This window comes from Cupriavidus sp. IK-TO18 (assembly GCF_015549295.1).
In the GTDB taxonomy this organism is placed as follows: Bacteria; Pseudomonadota; Gammaproteobacteria; order Burkholderiales; family Burkholderiaceae; genus Cupriavidus; species Cupriavidus oxalaticus_A.
The window spans coordinates 261,808-278,441 of sequence record NZ_JADGMP010000015.1; the positions used below are offsets into that span (position 1 = coordinate 261,808).

The 16,634-nt window shown below is 66.0% G+C and carries 14 protein-coding genes; 6 read left to right on the top strand and 8 right to left on the bottom strand.

Annotated elements, in window-relative coordinates; all coding sequences use genetic code 11:
- The first annotated feature begins 158 nt into the window (after window positions 1-158).
- Window positions 159-1,145 carry a lipopolysaccharide heptosyltransferase I gene (gene waaC, locus IPF36_RS13820; RefSeq protein ID WP_195428257.1) on the top strand — a complete coding sequence of 329 codons (987 nt, stop codon included), beginning with the start codon at window positions 159-161 and terminating at the stop codon, window positions 1,143-1,145.
- A 60-nt stretch (window positions 1,146-1,205) separates the two neighbouring features.
- Here the strand turns inward: waaC and msbA are convergent, their stop codons facing one another.
- Window positions 1,206-2,927 carry a lipid A export permease/ATP-binding protein MsbA gene (gene msbA / locus IPF36_RS13825; protein WP_195428259.1) on the bottom strand — a complete coding sequence of 574 codons (1,722 nt, stop codon included), beginning with the start codon at window positions 2,925-2,927 and terminating at the stop codon, window positions 1,206-1,208.
- Window positions 2,928-3,087: 160 nt separating this feature from the next.
- Between msbA and IPF36_RS13830 the strand changes: the two genes are divergently transcribed.
- Together IPF36_RS13830 and IPF36_RS13835 are read left to right on the top strand one after the other, a co-directional pair.
- The gene (locus IPF36_RS13830) at window positions 3,088-3,849 is read left to right on the top strand and encodes a glycosyltransferase family 2 protein (protein ID WP_195428262.1); all 762 of its coding nucleotides are present in this window, start codon (window positions 3,088-3,090) and stop codon (window positions 3,847-3,849) included.
- Window positions 3,850-3,896: 47 nt separating this feature from the next.
- Complete coding sequence (locus IPF36_RS13835) at window positions 3,897-4,952, top strand: glycosyltransferase family 4 protein (protein WP_195428264.1); 1,056 nt, start codon at window positions 3,897-3,899, stop codon at window positions 4,950-4,952.
- A 25-nt stretch (window positions 4,953-4,977) separates the two neighbouring features.
- On the opposite strand, the gene IPF36_RS13840 is transcribed toward IPF36_RS13835, so the two are convergent.
- The gene (locus IPF36_RS13840; RefSeq protein WP_195428266.1) at window positions 4,978-6,231 is read right to left on the bottom strand and encodes an O-antigen ligase; all 1,254 of its coding nucleotides are present in this window, start codon (window positions 6,229-6,231) and stop codon (window positions 4,978-4,980) included.
- A 257-nt stretch (window positions 6,232-6,488) separates the two neighbouring features.
- On the opposite strand from IPF36_RS13840, the gene IPF36_RS13845 reads away from it, so the two are divergent.
- Window positions 6,489-7,511 (top strand): glycosyltransferase, encoded by a 1,023-nt coding sequence (locus IPF36_RS13845; RefSeq protein ID WP_195428268.1) that lies wholly within the window; start codon window positions 6,489-6,491, stop codon window positions 7,509-7,511.
- A 36-nt stretch (window positions 7,512-7,547) separates the two neighbouring features.
- Here the strand turns inward: IPF36_RS13845 and dnaE are convergent, their stop codons facing one another.
- Window positions 7,548-11,063 carry a DNA polymerase III subunit alpha gene (gene dnaE, locus IPF36_RS13850; RefSeq protein WP_135704802.1) on the bottom strand — a complete coding sequence of 1,172 codons (3,516 nt, stop codon included), beginning with the start codon at window positions 11,061-11,063 and terminating at the stop codon, window positions 7,548-7,550.
- 216 nt (window positions 11,064-11,279) lie between these two features.
- On the opposite strand from dnaE, the gene IPF36_RS13855 reads away from it, so the two are divergent.
- Window positions 11,280-12,125, top strand: a complete 846-nt coding sequence (locus IPF36_RS13855) for a sulfurtransferase (protein WP_135704801.1) — start codon at window positions 11,280-11,282, stop codon at window positions 12,123-12,125.
- A 21-nt stretch (window positions 12,126-12,146) separates the two neighbouring features.
- Here IPF36_RS13855 and IPF36_RS13860 read toward each other — a convergent pair whose 3' ends face one another.
- From IPF36_RS13860 to rpsP, 5 genes are all read right to left on the bottom strand, one after another.
- Window positions 12,147-12,827: a CoA pyrophosphatase gene (locus IPF36_RS13860; RefSeq protein WP_133094034.1), complete on the bottom strand. Its 681-nt coding sequence runs from the start codon at window positions 12,825-12,827 to the stop codon at window positions 12,147-12,149.
- A 150-nt stretch (window positions 12,828-12,977) separates the two neighbouring features.
- The gene (gene rplS, locus IPF36_RS13865; protein WP_133094033.1) at window positions 12,978-13,370 is read right to left on the bottom strand and encodes a 50S ribosomal protein L19; all 393 of its coding nucleotides are present in this window, start codon (window positions 13,368-13,370) and stop codon (window positions 12,978-12,980) included.
- 75 nt (window positions 13,371-13,445) lie between these two features.
- Window positions 13,446-14,228, bottom strand: coding sequence for a tRNA (guanosine(37)-N1)-methyltransferase TrmD (gene trmD / locus IPF36_RS13870; RefSeq protein ID WP_133094032.1), 783 nt, complete (start codon window positions 14,226-14,228; stop codon window positions 13,446-13,448).
- A gap of 43 nt (window positions 14,229-14,271) precedes the next feature.
- On the bottom strand, window positions 14,272-14,856 hold the full coding sequence (gene rimM / locus IPF36_RS13875) for a ribosome maturation factor RimM (RefSeq protein WP_133094235.1): 585 nt from the start codon (window positions 14,854-14,856) through the stop codon (window positions 14,272-14,274).
- A gap of 139 nt (window positions 14,857-14,995) precedes the next feature.
- Window positions 14,996-15,247 carry a 30S ribosomal protein S16 gene (gene rpsP / locus IPF36_RS13880; RefSeq protein WP_133094031.1) on the bottom strand — a complete coding sequence of 84 codons (252 nt, stop codon included), beginning with the start codon at window positions 15,245-15,247 and terminating at the stop codon, window positions 14,996-14,998.
- A gap of 153 nt (window positions 15,248-15,400) precedes the next feature.
- On the opposite strand from rpsP, the gene IPF36_RS13885 reads away from it, so the two are divergent.
- Window positions 15,401-16,519 carry a sorbosone dehydrogenase family protein gene (locus IPF36_RS13885; RefSeq protein WP_195428270.1) on the top strand — a complete coding sequence of 373 codons (1,119 nt, stop codon included), beginning with the start codon at window positions 15,401-15,403 and terminating at the stop codon, window positions 16,517-16,519.
- The last annotated feature ends 115 nt before the right edge of the window (window positions 16,520-16,634 follow it).

Here is a 16,634-nt window from a genome sequence, read left to right on the forward strand (position 1 = left end):
ATTGCCGGGTACTGCTTCAAAGTCTACCGGATCGCCGGGACAAGGCCGTGCACCATGTTGCTCATGCATCGCAAAACCAGATGCCTGCGGGATAAGGCATACTACGTCCCTTCCTGAACAAGGCGAGCGCCCCTGGCCGCATGCGCCAACCCTTCCCGATGAAACGTATTCTCATCGTCAAGCTGACCTCGCTGGGCGACATGGTATTCACGCTGCCGCTGGTCGCCGACCTGCAGCGCGCATTCCCCGGCGTGAAGATTGACTGGATCGCGGACTCCTACTGCGCCGACGTGCCGCGCTGGAACCCAAATATCGAGCGTGTCATCGCCGCGCCGCTGCGCAGCTTCAAGAAGGCACGCAGCTGGGCCGGGCTGCGGGAGATCTTCCGCGCACTGCGCGAATTGCGGCGCGAGAAGTACGATGCGGTGCTGGACGTCCATGGCGTGTACAAGAGCGCGATCGTGACTCGGCTGGCGCGCACACGGCACCGCTGGGGCTATCCGGTGGCGGAACTGGGCGAAAGCGGTGCGCGCCACCTGTACAACCATGTCTTTGCGCCGTACATCGAGGCAGACTGCGCCCGGCAACGGATGCGCCGCGCGGTCAGCCGCGCATTTGGCTTCGAGCTGACCAAGGATATGGACTACGGCCTGGAAATGTCGCCGGACACGCCCGAGCCGGCGGCCAAGGGCCCATACGCCATGCTGTTCCATTCCACGTCGAGCGAAGAAAAGAAGTGGCCAATCGCCGACTGGATCAGCGTGGGCAGCGCCATTGCAGCGCGCGGCCTGCGCGTGCTGGTGCCCTGGGGCAACGAGTCGGAGCGCAAGGAGGCCGAGACCATTGCGGCCAGCGTGCCGGGCGCCGAGGTGATGCCGCGCCTGAGCATCACTGGCGTGGCGCAGATGGTAGGCAAGTCGTCGCTGGTGGTCGGCATGGACACCGGTTTCGTGCATATCGCCGACGCGCTGCGCCGGCCCACGGTGATCCTGTTCACGACGACTTCCAGGCACCTGTACGGAGTTGCCGAGCCGGGCCGCGCCGTCTCGCTCGGCGGCCACGGCGACGTGCCAACGCGGGCCGCGGTGCTGGCGGCCATCGATGAAGTAATGGGGGTGCAGCCGCCGGTGGCTTCGGCAAACTGAGCGAAGCGCCCAAAAGCAAAAAGGCCGGCGCATATGCCGGCCTTTGTCTTTTACATTGGTTTAATGGGTGGCGAACTGGATCCGGTGCAGGCCGGCGTAGAGGCCATTGGCCGCCAACAGTTCCGCATGCGTGCCCTGCTCCGCCACCCGGCCGTGGTCCAGCACGGCGATACGGTCGGCATTCTCGATGGTCGACAGCCGGTGCGCGATCACCAGCGTGGTCCGGCCCTTCATCAATTCTTCCAGCGCCGCCTGCACCTGGCGCTCGGATTCGGAATCCAGCGCCGAAGTGGCCTCGTCCAGGATAAGGATTGGCGCATCCTTGTACAGCGCGCGGGCGATCGCCAGCCGTTGCCGCTGCCCGCCGGACAGCTTCATGCCATTGTCGCCGATATTGGTGTTCAGGCCTTCCGGCAGGCCCTTGACCGTCTCGGTCAGGTACGCTGCCGCCAGAGCGCGCTCGACGCGCCCCATGTCGATCTGTTCCGACTGCGCCCCATAAGCCACATTCGCCGCCACGGTGTCGTTGAACAACACCACGTCCTGGCTGACAAAGGCGATCTGGTTTCGCAGGTCCTTCAGCGCCAGTTCCGACAACGGCTTGCCGTCGAGCAGGATCCGGCCCGCGGTGGGATCGAAGAAGCGTGGCACCAGGTTGACCAGCGTGGTCTTGCCGCTGCCTGACGGGCCCACCAGCGCGACCACCTCGCCCGGGCTGACGCGCAGATCGATGCCCTCCAACGCGGCACGCGGCGCCTCGCCATAACGGAAGCCGACACGCTCGAAAGCCAACTCGCCGTGGGCACGGCCGATTGCCTTGCCACCATCCTGGGGCTCGACTGGCTCGTCGATCAGGCGGAAGATCATTTCCGCCGCGGTGATGCCGCGCGTCAGCGGCTGGTTGATGTCAGTCAGGTGCTTGAGCGGCGAGATCAGCAGCAGCATCGCCATCACGAAACCGGTAAAGCCACCCACCGTGGTCTGGTTGCCCTGGGCCTGCACCATCGCGATGGTGATGATCACCGACAGCGCCAGCGCAGCCAGGAACGCCGTGACCGGCTGGTTCAGCCCGCCGGCGACCGCCATGCGCATCGAATAGTTCTTCAGCCGCTCGGCCACGGTGCGGAAGCGCGCCAGCTCGTAGCGCTCGCCGCCATGCAGCTTCACCACCTTGTAGCCGCCAACGGCTTCTTCCACCACATAGGCCGCGTTGTTGGTGTAGGTCTGGTGGTCGCGGTTGAGCTTGCGCAGCCGGCGGTTAATCTTGGACATCAGGTAGCCGATCACCGGCAGGATCACCGCCACGATCAGCGTCAGGCGCCAGTTTGTGTAAAAGAGGTAGATCAACAGCGCGACCACGGTCAGCGAATCGCGCACCAGCGTAATGAACACGCTGGTCAGGATCTGCAGCACCTGGTTGACCTCGAAGATCACCGCGTTGATCAGCGATGCCGCTGTGTTGCGGTGAAAGAACGCAGCCGGCGCGTGCAGCAGGCGCTGGAACATCTGCATGCGCATCTTCAGCAGCACGCGGTTCGAGATCAGGTTCAGCAGATATCCGGAAGCGAACTGCGCCACCCCGCGGATCAGCGCCACGCCGGTCAACAGGGCGGGCACATGCCATAGCGTTCCGGCGTATTGGCCACCGAAGCCCTTGTCGAGCAGGTCATTGACGACCTTGGGAATGACGCCTTCGCTGGCGGCGACCACCGCCATGGCTATGATGGCGCCGATAAAGACGCGGAGCTCGGGGCGCAGGTAAGACCAGAGCCGTCGCGCCATGGACTGCGACTCTGATGCCGTTTGACTGGACAAGAACGATTCCTCAGGAAGACTGAAACAGGCGGGCGCGCGTCGGGCAGCGCCGGCGCGAAGCTGCGGGATCACACAAGGTACAATGCGGCTCCCGGCTCATGCCCCCGTCGCACCACGCTATCCGCCAATGAGGATTTCCGCTGTCATCATTACCCGTAACGAGGCGCATAACATCCGCGCCTGCCTGGAAAGCGTGAAATGGTGCGACGAGGCGATTATAGTGGATTGCATGAGCGAGGACGCCACACGCGAAATTGCCCGGGAAATGGGCGCGCGGGTGGTTGAGACCGCCGACTGGCCGGGCTTCGGGCCGCAAAAGAACCGCGCGGTCGATGCGGCGAGCGGCGACTGGATCCTGAGCCTGGATGCCGACGAGCGCATCGGCGAAGCCTTGCGTGACGAGATCCTGCAATCGATCGCCCGCGCGGATGCTGACGGCTATGAAATGCCCCGCCTTTCCGAGTTCTGCGGCCGCTTCATCCGACATGGCGGCTGGTATCCCGACTATGTCACGCGCGTGTTCCGAAACGGCAAGGGGCGCTTTACCGACGCCTTGGTCCATGAGCGCCTGATCGTCGAAGGCCGGGTCGGCAGGCTCACCCAGGCGCTGATCCACCACAGCTACCGCGACTACTCCGACGTGCTGCGAAAGGTCGAGTCGTATTCCAGCGCAGGCGCGCTGCAGGCCTTGCGCAGCGGCAAGCGCTCCAGCCCCGCCGGCGCCCTGGGGCATGGCCTGTGGGCATTCCTGCGCACCTGGCTGATACGCGGGAGCATCCTCGACGGCACGGAGGGCTTCGGCGTGGCACTGATGAACGGACAGGCCAGCTACTACAAGTACCTGAAGCTCTGGCACCTGCAGCGCCAGCCGGAACAGTCGCCGCGCTGACCCAGCGGCCGCCCCGGCGGCCCGCCCATTTCCTATCGCAGAACCTCATGAGAACTGGCATCTCCTGCAACCGCTTCGGCCGAGGCGGTGGCTTCGAACGCTACGCCATGGATCTCGTGCGCGGCATGATCGCGCGCGGCGAGCGGCCGGCGGTATTTGCGCGCCGGTTCGACCGGGGCCTGCCGGAACTTGCCGCTATCGACGCACACGCGGTCCACGTGCGCTGGCTGCCGGGCAAGATGCGCGATTACGTGTTTTCCTGGAGCATGCGCCACGCCCACCGGCATTGCGACGTGCTGATCGGCTGCAATCGCGTGGTCGGCGCCGACCTTGCCATCTGCGGCGGAACGCACCGCGGCTACCTGCTAGCGGCGCAGCGCCACGCGACGTTCTGGGACCGGCGCCAGATCGCGCTGGAAAGCCGGCACTACGCTGCCGCGCGCCACGTGGTTGCCCACTCACGGCTGATGGCGCAGGAACTCAGGACGCTTTACGGTGTGCCGGAATCAAAGCTCTCGCTGCTGTATCCGCCGGTGGACTGCACGCGCTTCGGCACAGTGGACGCTGCGCACCGCGCCCGCTTGCGCGCCGCCTTTGGCTTCGGCGACGCGCCGGTCTTCCTGTTTCCTTCCTCGGATCATCGCCGCAAGGGGCTGCCGCTGCTGGAGCGGGCACTGGCGGCGAGCAACAGCGGCGCCATCATCGCCGTGGCCGGCCGCCCGGTGGGCGAAGCCCTGCCCGGTGTGCGCGAACTGGGTTACTGCGACAACATGGCCGACCTGTATCGCGCCGCGGACTACACCGTGCTGGCTTCGAACTATGAGCCGTTCGGGCTGGTGGGAGTCGAGTCGGTGCTGTGTGGCACCCCGGTGATCATGGCGGACAACATCGCCTGCCTGGAGGTGATCGCACCGGAGGCGGCGCTGACCTTCTCGCGCCAGGACGTCGCACAGTGCGCTAGCGCCATGGCGAAGGCAGCGGCGCTGGCCAGGACCGGCAATGCCCGGATCGCGGCCCCGCTGCAAGCCCTGTGCTACAACCCCGAGCCGGCCGCACACCTCGACGCGCTGCTGGCCCTGGCCGGCACCAGTCAGCACGCCTGAGCCGCACGGGCTGGCGGGTGCCGGTTCAGGCGGCGCCCTGCCTGCGGCGATTGGCGATGATGCCCAGCAATGTGGCCGTCGTTAGCGCATAGAACGCGGTATTCATCACCAGCGAGAAGACATCGATGGTCAGGCCATAGATGATCGTGCCGAACACCAGCACCAGACCCATGGTCGCGGCATTGGCCGTATCGGGATCACGGGAATGGCGATGACTCCAGAAGTAGCAGGCCGACCCCACATAGAGCAGCAACAGGGCGGCAAGGCCGACCAGGCCCATCTGCGCCAGCGTCGAGAAGATTTCGTTGTGCGAATGCGGATGGATGATTTCCTGCGAAGCCCGCCCCTGCCCGGCCATCTCTTCCAGGCTGCCCTTCAGGCGGCCCTTGCCGACCCCAAGCACCGGATGCTCCTGGAACAGCTCCCACGATGCGCGCCACAGTTGCATACGCAGGCCAATCGAGTTGTTCTCATCGCCCACAGCCATGCGGTGGAAATCGGAGACTGCGGCATGAAACCGCTCCTGCACCACCGTTGTGTTCGCCAGGCCCGACAAGCACAGCGCCACCAGCAGCACGCTGGCAATGCGCCAGACCGGCGTTGGCCTGTGCACCCGGCTGAAGCGCCCGGCGAACAGCCACAACATCACCGGCGCGGCGATCCAGGAACCACGGCTCTCCGAAGCGTATGAGGCATAGCATCCCGCCAGCAAGCCGGCCAGGCGCAGCACCCACTCCCAGCGGGGCCGCGGCGTGCCGTCGCCCAGCGAGATAACGCCCATGAAGCCCAGCGCCAGGGCAGTGCCGCCGAACGGGATAGGGTTGGTGAAGGGGTTGCCGGCCCGACCCGATATCACCCAATCATCCGGGGCAACCATGCTGACCACGGACCAGGCCGCCGCGCCGAAGGCGCCGGCGACGAAGCCCCACTGCACCGGCCGAAGGTCCCGGGCGGGCACGGCGGCGAGCAGCGCGAAGATCGGGGCGACGAACAGCAGCCGCGACGGGGCATCAAGGGCAGGACCGATGAAGGTACCGCTGATCGCCTGCTGCAGCACGATGACGAGTGGATACGCCGACATCGCGGCGACATACCATTTGTATTCAGCGAGCGTGGCCGCGGCCTGGCGCCGGTTGGAGGCATCGGACAACCAGACCAGTGCGGCGGCCATTGCCAGGAAATAGCAGTAGCCGGTCCCGCCCTGATACGTCAGGATAAGACCGGGAGAAAGCGCGGCAGACACAGCGGCCACGCGGACGGCGTACAGATTCAATTGCATTCAGGAAACTCTTACGCGGCAACGACAGCCACTGGCGAACTGATACACAGAGTTACGTTTGGGCTGGCCATGTGCACTGACCGCTACCGGTGCCGCGCCGCGACATGCACCGGAGGCCTGGCAACATTGGCGATGGCCCTGGCTGACTTTGACTTTTTGCATTATACCGGCCCACCGACCCCGCCCTGCCGCCGGCCGGAGGGGATCGGCATAGCCCACGTGGTATCGTTCTGCCTGGCTTAACACCGGGATATCCCATGAGTCTTGCCCGCGAGGAAGCGGGGCACGCCGCACCGCTTGCCAAAGCGGTCCTTCCGCCGGTCTCGCTCCTGCTGATCACTTACAACCAGGAAGCGTTCATCGCGCACGCCATCCGCGGCGCACTGGCACAGGACTATCCGGACCTGGAGATCTTGATCTCCGACGACGCGTCTACGGACACCACCTTTGCCGCGGCCCGGCAGGCCCTGGAAGGCTACGAGGGACCTCACAAAGTGACGCTGCTGCGCAATCCCGAGAATCTTGGCATCAGCGCCCATCTCAGCAAGCTGGTCGCTCAGTCCCATGGCGAGCTGATCTTCGTGGCGGCGGGCGACGATTTCTCGCTACCGACCCGCTGCAGCGAGGTGGTCCGGGCATGGCAGGCACACGGCGGCAAGCCGGATCTGATCGTCACGGACCTCGTCGACATGGCCCACGATGGGACCTTGCACGGCGACATCCGGCACAGCGACCTCGAGCCCTATGTCTCGTTCGAATACTGGGCGGCCCACCCTCCGCACGTCATCGGCGCGTCACATACCTGGACTCGGCGCATGTTCGAACGCTTTGGGCCGATCGCGCCCGGCATGATGTCCGAGGACCAGATCACCACGCTGCGCGCATCGCTGATGGGGGGTGCGCTGAACGTGCGCCGCCCGCTGGTGCATTACCGGCGCGGCGGCACGTCAGGCAAACGCAAGTGGCGTACGCCGGCCGACTTCGTGCAGCGCATTCGCTTCACCAATCGGAGTTCACTGGCGGAAACGCTGCAATTCATCGCGGATGCCGAACGGGCTGGCTGTGGCAATGCCATGCGCGAACTGAAGGCACGCAAGCTGGCGCGCGAGCAATACACCGCGGACATCTTCTCGGCACCGGACAATGTGGCGCGGCTGAAAGTGCTGTTTGGCGCGCGCCGGGTCACGCTGGGCCACCGGCTGCGCATGTTCCTGTACGCGGCCGTGCCGTCGGCCTACGCGCCTTTCTACTTCCTGGGCAACCTGTTCCGGCGCGGCTAAAGGACAGGGCCGCACGGGTGGCTCCCCGCCGCCCGATCACTCATACACCGTATTCACGCTCTCCGCCGACAGCGCCTGGCGCAGCGCGCCCAGCGCCTCGTCGGACGGCACCACCTGCCACTCCGGCCCCAGCACGGCTTCGCACGACGCGGTCCGGGCCTGGTAGCCGATCCGCACCGGCAGACCCTGGGCACCCGTGGCGCGTGCCAGGTGCGGCATCAGCAGTTCGCGCAGCAACCCGGTCGAAGAATTGCCGTTCATCGCCAGCCGCACCGCCGTCGCAAAGCGGATCCGTGCCGCGGTCAGGTCCATCACCGACTCCGCGGTAAAGCGCACGCCGCCGGTAAAGGTATCGTGCCGCGCATTGCCGGTGGCGATCAGCAGTTCATCCTCGCGGAACATCTGCCGGTTGGCGTCGAAGACCTCGTTGAACACCGTCATCTCGACCAGGCCGGTGCCGTCGTCCAGCGTCACGATCAGCATCTTGCCGCGCTGGGTCATCTGGGTGCGGATGCCGGAGATCACGCCGGCGATGGTCTTGCCGCGCACGTCGCGGCCGAAGCCGCCGCCGTTGCCCTGCACTTCCTTTTCCAGCGAGGCCAGCGTGCCCTTGTTGAAGCGGCGCACCTCGTCGCGATAGGCGTCGAACAGGTGGCCGGAGAAGTAGTAGCCGAGCGCCTGCTTTTCTTCCTGCAGCGTGCGCTTGGGGCTCCAGCGCGGTTCGTCGAGCAGTTCTGGGCGGTGCGCTTCGCCGGCATCGCCCATCAGGTCGAACAGCGAGACCTGGTTGGCGGACTCGGCCTTCTGCTCCGCGGCCTCCATGGCGATCGGCACCGAGGCCAGCAGCTGGGCGCGGTTGTCGTTCAGGCTGTCGAAGGCGCCGGCGCGGATCAGCGCTTCCATGGTGCGGCGGTTGACCTGGCGGCGGTCGACGCGCTCGCAGAAGTCGAACAGGTCCTTGAACGCCCCGCCCTCTTCGCGCGCGCGCAGGATGTCTTCGATCGCGCCCTGCCCGCTGCCCTTGATGCCGCCCAGGCCATAGCGGATGGTCTTGGGGTCGGTCGGCGCGAAGCGGTACTCGCTGGCGTTGACGTCAGGCGGCAGCACCGCGATCTTGTTGAGCTTGCAGTCCTCGTAGAGGATCTTGACCTTGTCGGTGTCGTCCATGGCCAGCGACATGTTGGCTGCCATGAATTCGGCCGGATGGTGGGCCTTGAGCCAGGCGGTGTAGTACGCCAGCAGCGCATACGCGGCCGCGTGCGACTTGTTGAAGCCGTAGCCCGCGAACTTCTCCATCAGGTCGAAAATGTCGTCGGCCTGCTGCGCGTTGAGGCCGTTCTTGTCCGCCCCCTCGCGGAACATGACGCGATGCTGCGCCATCTCCTCGGGCTTCTTCTTGCCCATCGCGCGGCGCAGCAGGTCGGCGCCGCCAAGCGAGTAGCCGCCGATGATCTGCGCCATCTGCATCACCTGCTCCTGGTAGACCATGATGCCGTAGGTCTCTTTCAGGACGGGTTCGACGCGCGGATCGGGATACTCCACCTTCTCGCGGCCGTGCTTGCGCGCGCAGAAGCTGGGGATCAGGTCCATCGGGCCCGGGCGGTAGAGCGCCACCAGCGCGATGATGTCCTCGAAGCGGTCAGGCTTGGCGTCCTTCAGCATGCCCTGCATGCCGCGGCTTTCCAGCTGGAACACGGCGACCGTGTTGGCGGTCTTGAGGATGTCGAAGGCGGGGCCGTCGTCGAGCGGGATCTGGCTGCAGTTCCAGTCGGCCTTGCTCGGGTCGAGGCGGCGGATATAGCGCTCGGCCCAGTCCAGGATGGTGAGCGTGGTCAGGCCCAGGAAGTCGAACTTGACCAGGCCGGCGGCCTCGACGTCGTCCTTGTCGTACTGGCTGACGACGCCGCTCATGCCGTCGTTCTGCGCGCCCTGCGTGTACAGCGGGCAGAAATCGGTCAGCCTGCCGGGCGCGATCAGCACGCCGCCGGCGTGCATGCCGACGTTGCGCGTCATGCCTTCGACGCGCTGCGCCAGCTCCAGCAGCTGGCGCACTTCTTCCTCGTTGTTCTCGCGCTCGGTCAGTAGCGGCTCTTCTTTCTTCGCTTCCTCGATGGTGACCAGCTTGCCCGGCTTGAACGGGATCAGCTTGGCGATGCCGTCGACAAAGCCATAGCCCAGGTCGAGCACGCGGCCCACGTCGCGCACCGCGGCCTTGGCGGCCATGGTGCCGAAGGTGGCGATCTGCGACACCGCGTCCTTGCCGTACTTCTCCTTCACGTACGTGATCACGCGATCGCGGCCGTGCTGGCAGAAGTCGATATCGAAGTCGGGCATCGATACCCGTTCCGGGTTCAGGAAACGCTCGAACAGCAGCGCGTACTTGAGCGGATCGAGGTCGGTAATGCCCAGCGCATACGCGACCAGCGAACCGGCACCGGAACCCCGGCCGGGCCCGACCGGCACGCCGTTGTTCTTGGCCCAGTTGATAAAGTCCGCCACGATCAGGAAGTAGCCGGGAAAGCCCATCTTGATGATGGTGCCGGTCTCGAACTCCAGCCGTGCGTAATATTCCGGGCGCTTCGCTTCGCGTACCGCTTCGTCCGGAAACAGCACCGCCATGCGCTTCTCGAGGCCGTCCTTGGCCATGAAGACGAGGTAGTCGTCCAGCGACATGCCGTCCGGCGTCGGGAACAGCGGCAGGCGCGGCTTGCCCAGTTCCAGCGTCAGGTTGCAGCGGCGCGCGATCTCGACCGCGTTCTCCAGCGCCGAGGGGATATCCGCGAACAGCGCGCACATCTCGTCCTGGGTCTTGAAGTACTGGTCGGTGGTAAAGCGCCGCGTGCGGCGCGGGTTGGCCAGCAGCTCGCCCTCGGCGATACACACGCGCGCCTCGTGCGCGGTGTAGTCGTCCGGCGTCATGAACTGCACCGGATGCGTGGCGACCACCGGCAACTGCAGTTCGGCCGCCAGTTGCACGGCCTGCTGCACGTAGGCATCGGTGCCGGCATGGCCGGCGCGCTGCAGTTCGATATAGAAGCGCTGCGCGAACACCGATGCCCAATGCTGCGCGGCACGGCGCGCGCCGTCGGCATTGCCGTTGGCCAGCGCCATGCCGATATCGCCGCCCATTGCGCCGGACAGCGCGATCAGGCCGGTGGCGAGCGGCATGTCGTCTTCGCCCGGCTCCAGGAACCACGACGGATCGATCTCGGCGCGGCCGCGGTGCTGGTTGCCCAGCCACGCGCGCGACAGCAGCATGCACAGGTTCAGATAGCCGCGCCGGTCCTGCACTAGCAGCAGCAGGCGTGCGGGCTTGTCGCGGTCTTCGGCATTGGTCAGCCAGACATCGGCCCCGACCACCGGCTTCACGCCCTTGCCGCGCGCTTCCTTGTAATAGCGGATCAGCCCGAAGGCGTTGGCAAGATCCGTCAGGGCGAGCGCGCCCATGCCATCGGCGGCGGCGGCCTTGACGGCGTCGTCGAGGCGGACGATGCCGTCCACGACGGAGTATTCGGAATGCAGGCGGAGGTGGACGAAGCGGGGTGCGGACATGGGCGACATTGTACCGGCTCGACCCGCCTGCCGGCCTCCAATATTGCGTGCAGGCGACGCGTGCCGGCCGCTGCGCAAAGCTGATCGGGGTGCTTGGGAATGAGCGGCAGAAGCGCCCGCTCGCGTTATAATTTCGCCTTTCCTATCAGGCAGTTATCGCAAGCCGCCAACGCCCTTCCCGCCCTCCCGGGTGCGGCCGTGCAGGCGCCGTCCCTCATGCAGATCGTAAATATTTCCGCTTACAAGTTCGTCTCGCTGGACGACATCGAGACCCTGCGCCCGGCCATGCGCGAGCGCTGCGAAGCGGCCGGCCTGAAAGGCACGATCCTGCTCGCGCCCGAGGGCATCAACATGTTCCTGGCCGGCCCGCGCGAAGCCATCGACGGCTTCATGGTGTGGCTGCATGCCGACGCGCGCTTCGCCGATATCGCGCCCAAGGAAAGCCTGTCGGAGAACCAGCCCTTCAAGCGCATGCTGGTGCGTGCCAAGAAGGAGATCATCACCATGAAGATGCCGCTGATCCGCCCCGAAGACGGCCGCGCGCCGTCGGTGCGGCCGGTGGACCTGAAGCGCTGGCTGGACCAGGGGCATGACGACGAAGGCCGCCCGGTGGTGATGCTCGATACGCGCAATGACTTCGAGGTGGCGGTCGGCACCTTCGCCGATGCGGTCGAGTACGACATCGCCAAGTTCAGCGAATTCCCCGAGGCTGTCGCCGCGCACAAGGCAGAGCTGGAAGGCAAGACCGTGGTGTCGTTCTGCACCGGCGGCATCCGCTGCGAGAAGGCGGCGATCCACATGCAGGAAGTCGGCGTCGAGCGCGTATACCAGCTCGAGGGTGGCATCCTGAAGTATTTCGAGGAAGTCGGCGGCAGCCACTATCGCGGCGACTGCTTCGTCTTCGACTACCGCACCGCGCTAAACCCGAACCTGGAGCCCGCCGGACCCAAGCAGTGCTTCGCCTGCCGTGCCGTGGTCACGCCGGAAGAACAGCAGAGCCCGCACTACGTGATCGGCAAGAGCTGCCCGCACTGCATCGGCACGAAACAGGCCGCAGCCTGACAGAACGCCGGCGGCGGCCGCTCAGGCCGCCAGCAGGTGGTAGAGATTGCGCAGCATGCCCGCGGTGGCGCCCCAGATAAAGCGGTGGCCGCCGCTCTCGCGCGGATAGGGCATGGCGTAGAACAGGCGTTCGCCGTCGACCCAGCGGAACAGGCGCCGCTCATGGTGTAACGGGTTCATCAGGAAGGCGAGCGGCACTTCGAAGACATCGGCCACTTCCGAGGCATCCGGGCGCAGCGTGAATCCATCGCGCACCAGGCCGACCACCGGACTGACGTGGAATCCCGTGCCAGTGATGTAGTCAGGCAGTGCGCCCAGCACTTCCACGTAGTCGCGCGCCAGACCCACCTCTTCTTCCGTTTCACGCAGCGCCGTGTCGATACGGTTCTTGTCCCACTGCTCCTGCCTGCCGCCCGGGAAGCTGATCTGCCCCGCATGCGCACTCAGGTTGGCATTGCGCTGGGTCAGCAGCACGGTCAGGCCATCGCGGCGTTCCACCAGCGGCACCAGCACGGCGGCATCGCGCAGGCCGCGGCTGCGGTCGTAGACGCGCGATTCGTCGGTCAGCTCCGGCGCCCAGGCCGGCGGCACCTCGAAGCGGTGGCGGATGAAGTCGACCTGCAGGCGCGGCTCGCTCAATGGCGCATTGCGCAGGTCGGTGTCGACGACGGGAAGGGATTCGGGATCGAAGGCGGGACGCATAGCAACCGCAAGTATGACAGAAGCGCGCGATTCGGCGCCGCAGCAAAATCGGATGTTGCCCGAACGCCAATGCAGCATGCAAAAAGGGCACCCATGGGGTGCCCTTCCTGGGGAAACGCTGGCCGGGTCGCCCCGGCCGGCATGTCCGGCTTACTCCGCAGCCTTGGCAGCGGCGGCAGCCTTCGACACCAGCTTTTCCTTGATACGTGCGGACTTGCCCGAACGCTGGCGCAGGTAGTACAGCTTCGCGCGACGCACGTCGCCGCGACGCTTCACTTCGATGGCAGCGATCAGCGGCGAGTACAGCTGGAACGTACGTTCCACGCCTTCACCCGACGAGATCTTGCGCACGATGAAGGACGAGTTCAGGCCGCGGTTACGCTTGGCGATCACTACGCCTTCGTAGGCCTGCACGCGCTTGCGGTTACCTTCCACCACGTTCACGCTGACGATCACGGTGTCGCCGGGTGCGAATGCGGGGATGGTCTTGTTCGCGGTCAGACGCGCGATCTCTTCCTTCTCGATCTGCTCGATGAGGTTCATCGTTTTTTCTCCGTTACCATCGTGCCGGCGTTGTATGCCCCAGGCATGTCCCGGGCCCCGGCAGAGGATGGGGTTTTACCTGGCGGGAGTTGCCTCCCGCCCTTCCTTCGCCGCCCATTCCGACAAGAATTTCTCGTCGGCGCGGGACAGCAAACCTTGTTCGCGAGCCGCCTCGATCAGGTCGGGGCGCTTTCTCGCGGTATTGGCCAGCGCCTGCTGGCGCCGCCATTTCTCGATCTCGGCGTGATGGCCCCCGAGCAATATCTCGGGCACCCGCACGCCTTCATATTCTTCCGGCCGCGTGTAGTGCGGACAATCCAGCAGGCCGTTGACGAAGCTGTCCTGCACCGCGGACTGCGCGTCGCCCAGCACGCCGGGCAGGTGGCGCACCACCGCGTCGATCAGCGCCATCGCCGGCAGTTCACCGCCTGACAGCACGAAGTCGCCGAGGCTGATTTCCTCGTCCACGCGGCGGTCGATCAGCCGCTGGTCGATGGCCTCATAGCGGCCGCACAGCAGGACCAGGCCCGGCCGTTCGGCCAGTTCCATCACCTTGGCGTGCGACAGCGTCTTGCCTTGCGGCGACATCAGCACCACGTGCGGCTGCGGCACGCCGGCCTGCGCCTGCGCTGCCACTGCGGCATCGATCGCATCGTCCAGCGGCTTGGCCAGCATCACCATGCCGGGGCCGCCGCCATAGGGGCGATCGTCGATGGTGCGGTAATTGTCGACCGTGAAATCGCGTGGATTCCAGCTGCGCAACGCATACCGCTGTTGCTTGGCTGCCCGGCTGGTAATGCCCCAGTCGGTCAGCGCGCGGAACATCTCGGGAAACAGCGTGATCACATCGAACTGCATCCGCTCTCCCCTCCTGGGCACAATGCCGGGCCTGGCCCCGGGCTCAGTAATCGAGTCCCCAGTCCACCACGATGCGCTTGCCGGCGGTATCGACCGTGCGCAGGAACGCATCGACAAACGGGATCAGCCGTTCGCCGGCCTTGCCGTCCGGCAGCGCGTACGCGACCTGCAGGATCTGGTGGGCACCGTTATCGATCAGGCCGGATACTTCGCCCAGCAACTCGCCTTGCTCGTTGCTGACGCTGCAGCCGATCAGGTCGACCCAGTAAAACTCATCTTCTTCCGGCGCCGGAAAATCCGCACGCCGGATCCACACGCGACGGCCCCGGAGCGCTTCCGCAAGATTGCGGTCGGCAACGCCGGCGGCATTCGCCACCACCGTACCGCTGTGCTCGCGCGACTGCGCGATCTTCACGCAGACCGGCTGGGCCTGCTGCGCCCCGGCGGCAACCAGCCCCGCCTGCGGCGGCGCCAGCAACCACCAGCGACGCGCATGCAGCAGGGCGGATGCGTCATTGGCATGCGGCTGGACCTTGATCCAGCCACGGATGCCGTAGGCCGCGCCGACATAGCCGACTTCCACCAGGTCTTCCGGCAGGGCGTCGGCATACAGCAGCGCCGTGGGCATCTTGGGGGCCTTGGGGGCCTCACCCTGCGGGCCCTGCGGCCGGTTCAGCGGCCGCTGCTTGCGTTCAGTCACGTGCGCAACGAAGAACGTGCCCTTGCGGGCACGCTATAGTTCGCTCAGTCCGATGGACCGGCGGCAATCAGGCAGCAGCCTTGGTGCCTTGCTTGACCAGGCGGGCAACGGTCGGCGACAGCTGGGCGCCAACGCCTTGCCAGTAGGCCAGGCGGTCTTGCGCCAGGCGCAGGCCTTCTTCGCCTTCCGAAGCCAGCGGGTTGTAGAAGCCAACGCGCTCGATGAAACGGCCATCGCGACGGTTGCGCGAATCGGTAGCGACGATGTTGAAGAACGGGCGCTTCTTGCTGCCGCCGCGAGCCAGACGGATAACGACCATGGGATGATTCCTCAGAAAACGGGTGTCCGGGTGTTCAAACGAACACGAAACGCAAGAGTATAGCCCAGTTTCCGAGGCCAAACAAACACTTAGGTGATTGACGTGCCGGTGCCGTGCAGGCATCGTGGCAAAAACCGCGACGGGAGGCCTGCCATGCGTCCGCATCTGCACTTCTTGCTTCGTACTGCAAGGCGGTCCGCCCTGCTCGCCGTGGTTCTGCTGGCAGGCAGCGCGGCGGCGGCGCTGCCGCTCGAGCAGATCAAGCTGCCGGCCGGCTTCCGCATCGACGTGTTAACGCAGGAGGTGCCGGGCGCGCGCGCCATGGCGCTGTCGCCGTCGGGCACGCTCTTCGTGGGTTCGTTGCGCGAGGGCAAGGTCTACGCGGTCACCGACGCGCTCGGCGGCCGACCGCGCGTGCGCACTGTTGCCAGCGGGCTGCGCATGCCGGCCGGGGTGGCGCTGCGCGATGGCAGCCTGTACGCCTCGTCGGTGTCCAGGATCGTGCGCGTCGACAATATCGAAGCGCGGCTGGACAACCCGCCGGCACCGGTGGTGGTAAGCGACCGCTTTCCGTCAGACGATCACCACGGCTGGAAATTCATCGCCTTCGGGCCGGACGGCTACCTGTACGTCCCGGTCGGCGCGCCCTGCAATATCTGCGCGCCCGACGAGAACCGCTACGCCAACATCATGAAGATGAAGCCCGATGGTAGCGACCTGCAGGTGGCGGCCCGCGGGGTGCGCAATACCGTCGGCTTCGACTGGCACCCGGCCACGCGCGAGCTGTGGTTCACCGACAACGGCCGCGACCGCATGGGCGACGATGTTCCCGACGACGAGCTGAACCGCGCGACGGCGAACAACCAGCATTTCGGCTATCCGTATTGCCACGCCGGCAACGTCGCCGACCCGGAATACGGCAGCAAGCGCCCCTGCTCGGAATTTGTCCCGCCGGTGGCGCGGCTGGGCGCGCACGTGGCCGCGCTCGGCATGCGCTTCTATACCGGCAGCCAGTTTCCGGCGGCATACCGTAACAATGTCTTCATTGCCGAGCATGGCAGCTGGGACCGTAGCCAGCCATCCGGCTACCGCGTGGTGCGCGTGGTGCTGGACGAGTCCGGCAAGGCCGTCCGGCAGGAGGTGTTTGCCCAGGGCTGGCTGCGCGGCAGGCCGTGGGGCCGCCCGGTCGACGTGCTCGTCGCCCCTGACGGCTCGCTGCTGGTCAGCGACGACCTGGCTGGCGCGATCTACCGGATCCGCTACGCACCGTAGCTGGAGACGGCACAAGCGCAGCCCGCAAAGAGCCGCCAAAACACCAGGAATGGCAAGGCCATGTGTCCGAAACAATCCGTTACACCGGTAACTCGCTTGGCATAGCGCGACCTGA

Excerpts from the sequence above, each read along its gene's own strand:
- waaC (WP_195428257.1), top strand. The coding sequence starts at position 159 with ATGAAACGTATTCTCATCGTCAAGCTGACCTCGCTGGGCGACATGGTA.
- msbA (WP_195428259.1), bottom strand. The coding sequence starts at position 2,927 with ATGGCGCGACGGCTCTGGTCTTACCTGCGCCCCGAGCTCCGCGTCTTT.
- IPF36_RS13830 (WP_195428262.1), top strand. The coding sequence starts at position 3,088 with ATGAGGATTTCCGCTGTCATCATTACCCGTAACGAGGCGCATAACATC.
- IPF36_RS13835 (WP_195428264.1), top strand. The coding sequence starts at position 3,897 with ATGAGAACTGGCATCTCCTGCAACCGCTTCGGCCGAGGCGGTGGCTTC.
- IPF36_RS13840 (WP_195428266.1), bottom strand. The coding sequence starts at position 6,231 with ATGCAATTGAATCTGTACGCCGTCCGCGTGGCCGCTGTGTCTGCCGCG.
- IPF36_RS13845 (WP_195428268.1), top strand. The coding sequence starts at position 6,489 with ATGAGTCTTGCCCGCGAGGAAGCGGGGCACGCCGCACCGCTTGCCAAA.
- dnaE (WP_135704802.1), bottom strand. The coding sequence starts at position 11,063 with ATGTCCGCACCCCGCTTCGTCCACCTCCGCCTGCATTCCGAATACTCC.
- IPF36_RS13855 (WP_135704801.1), top strand. The coding sequence starts at position 11,280 with ATGCAGATCGTAAATATTTCCGCTTACAAGTTCGTCTCGCTGGACGAC.
- IPF36_RS13860 (WP_133094034.1), bottom strand. The coding sequence starts at position 12,827 with ATGCGTCCCGCCTTCGATCCCGAATCCCTTCCCGTCGTCGACACCGAC.
- rplS (WP_133094033.1), bottom strand. The coding sequence starts at position 13,370 with ATGAACCTCATCGAGCAGATCGAGAAGGAAGAGATCGCGCGTCTGACC.
- trmD (WP_133094032.1), bottom strand. The coding sequence starts at position 14,228 with ATGCAGTTCGATGTGATCACGCTGTTTCCCGAGATGTTCCGCGCGCTG.
- rimM (WP_133094235.1), bottom strand. The coding sequence starts at position 14,856 with ATGCCCACGGCGCTGCTGTATGCCGACGCCCTGCCGGAAGACCTGGTG.
- rpsP (WP_133094031.1), bottom strand. The coding sequence starts at position 15,247 with ATGGTCGTTATCCGTCTGGCTCGCGGCGGCAGCAAGAAGCGCCCGTTC.
- IPF36_RS13885 (WP_195428270.1), top strand. The coding sequence starts at position 15,401 with ATGCGTCCGCATCTGCACTTCTTGCTTCGTACTGCAAGGCGGTCCGCC.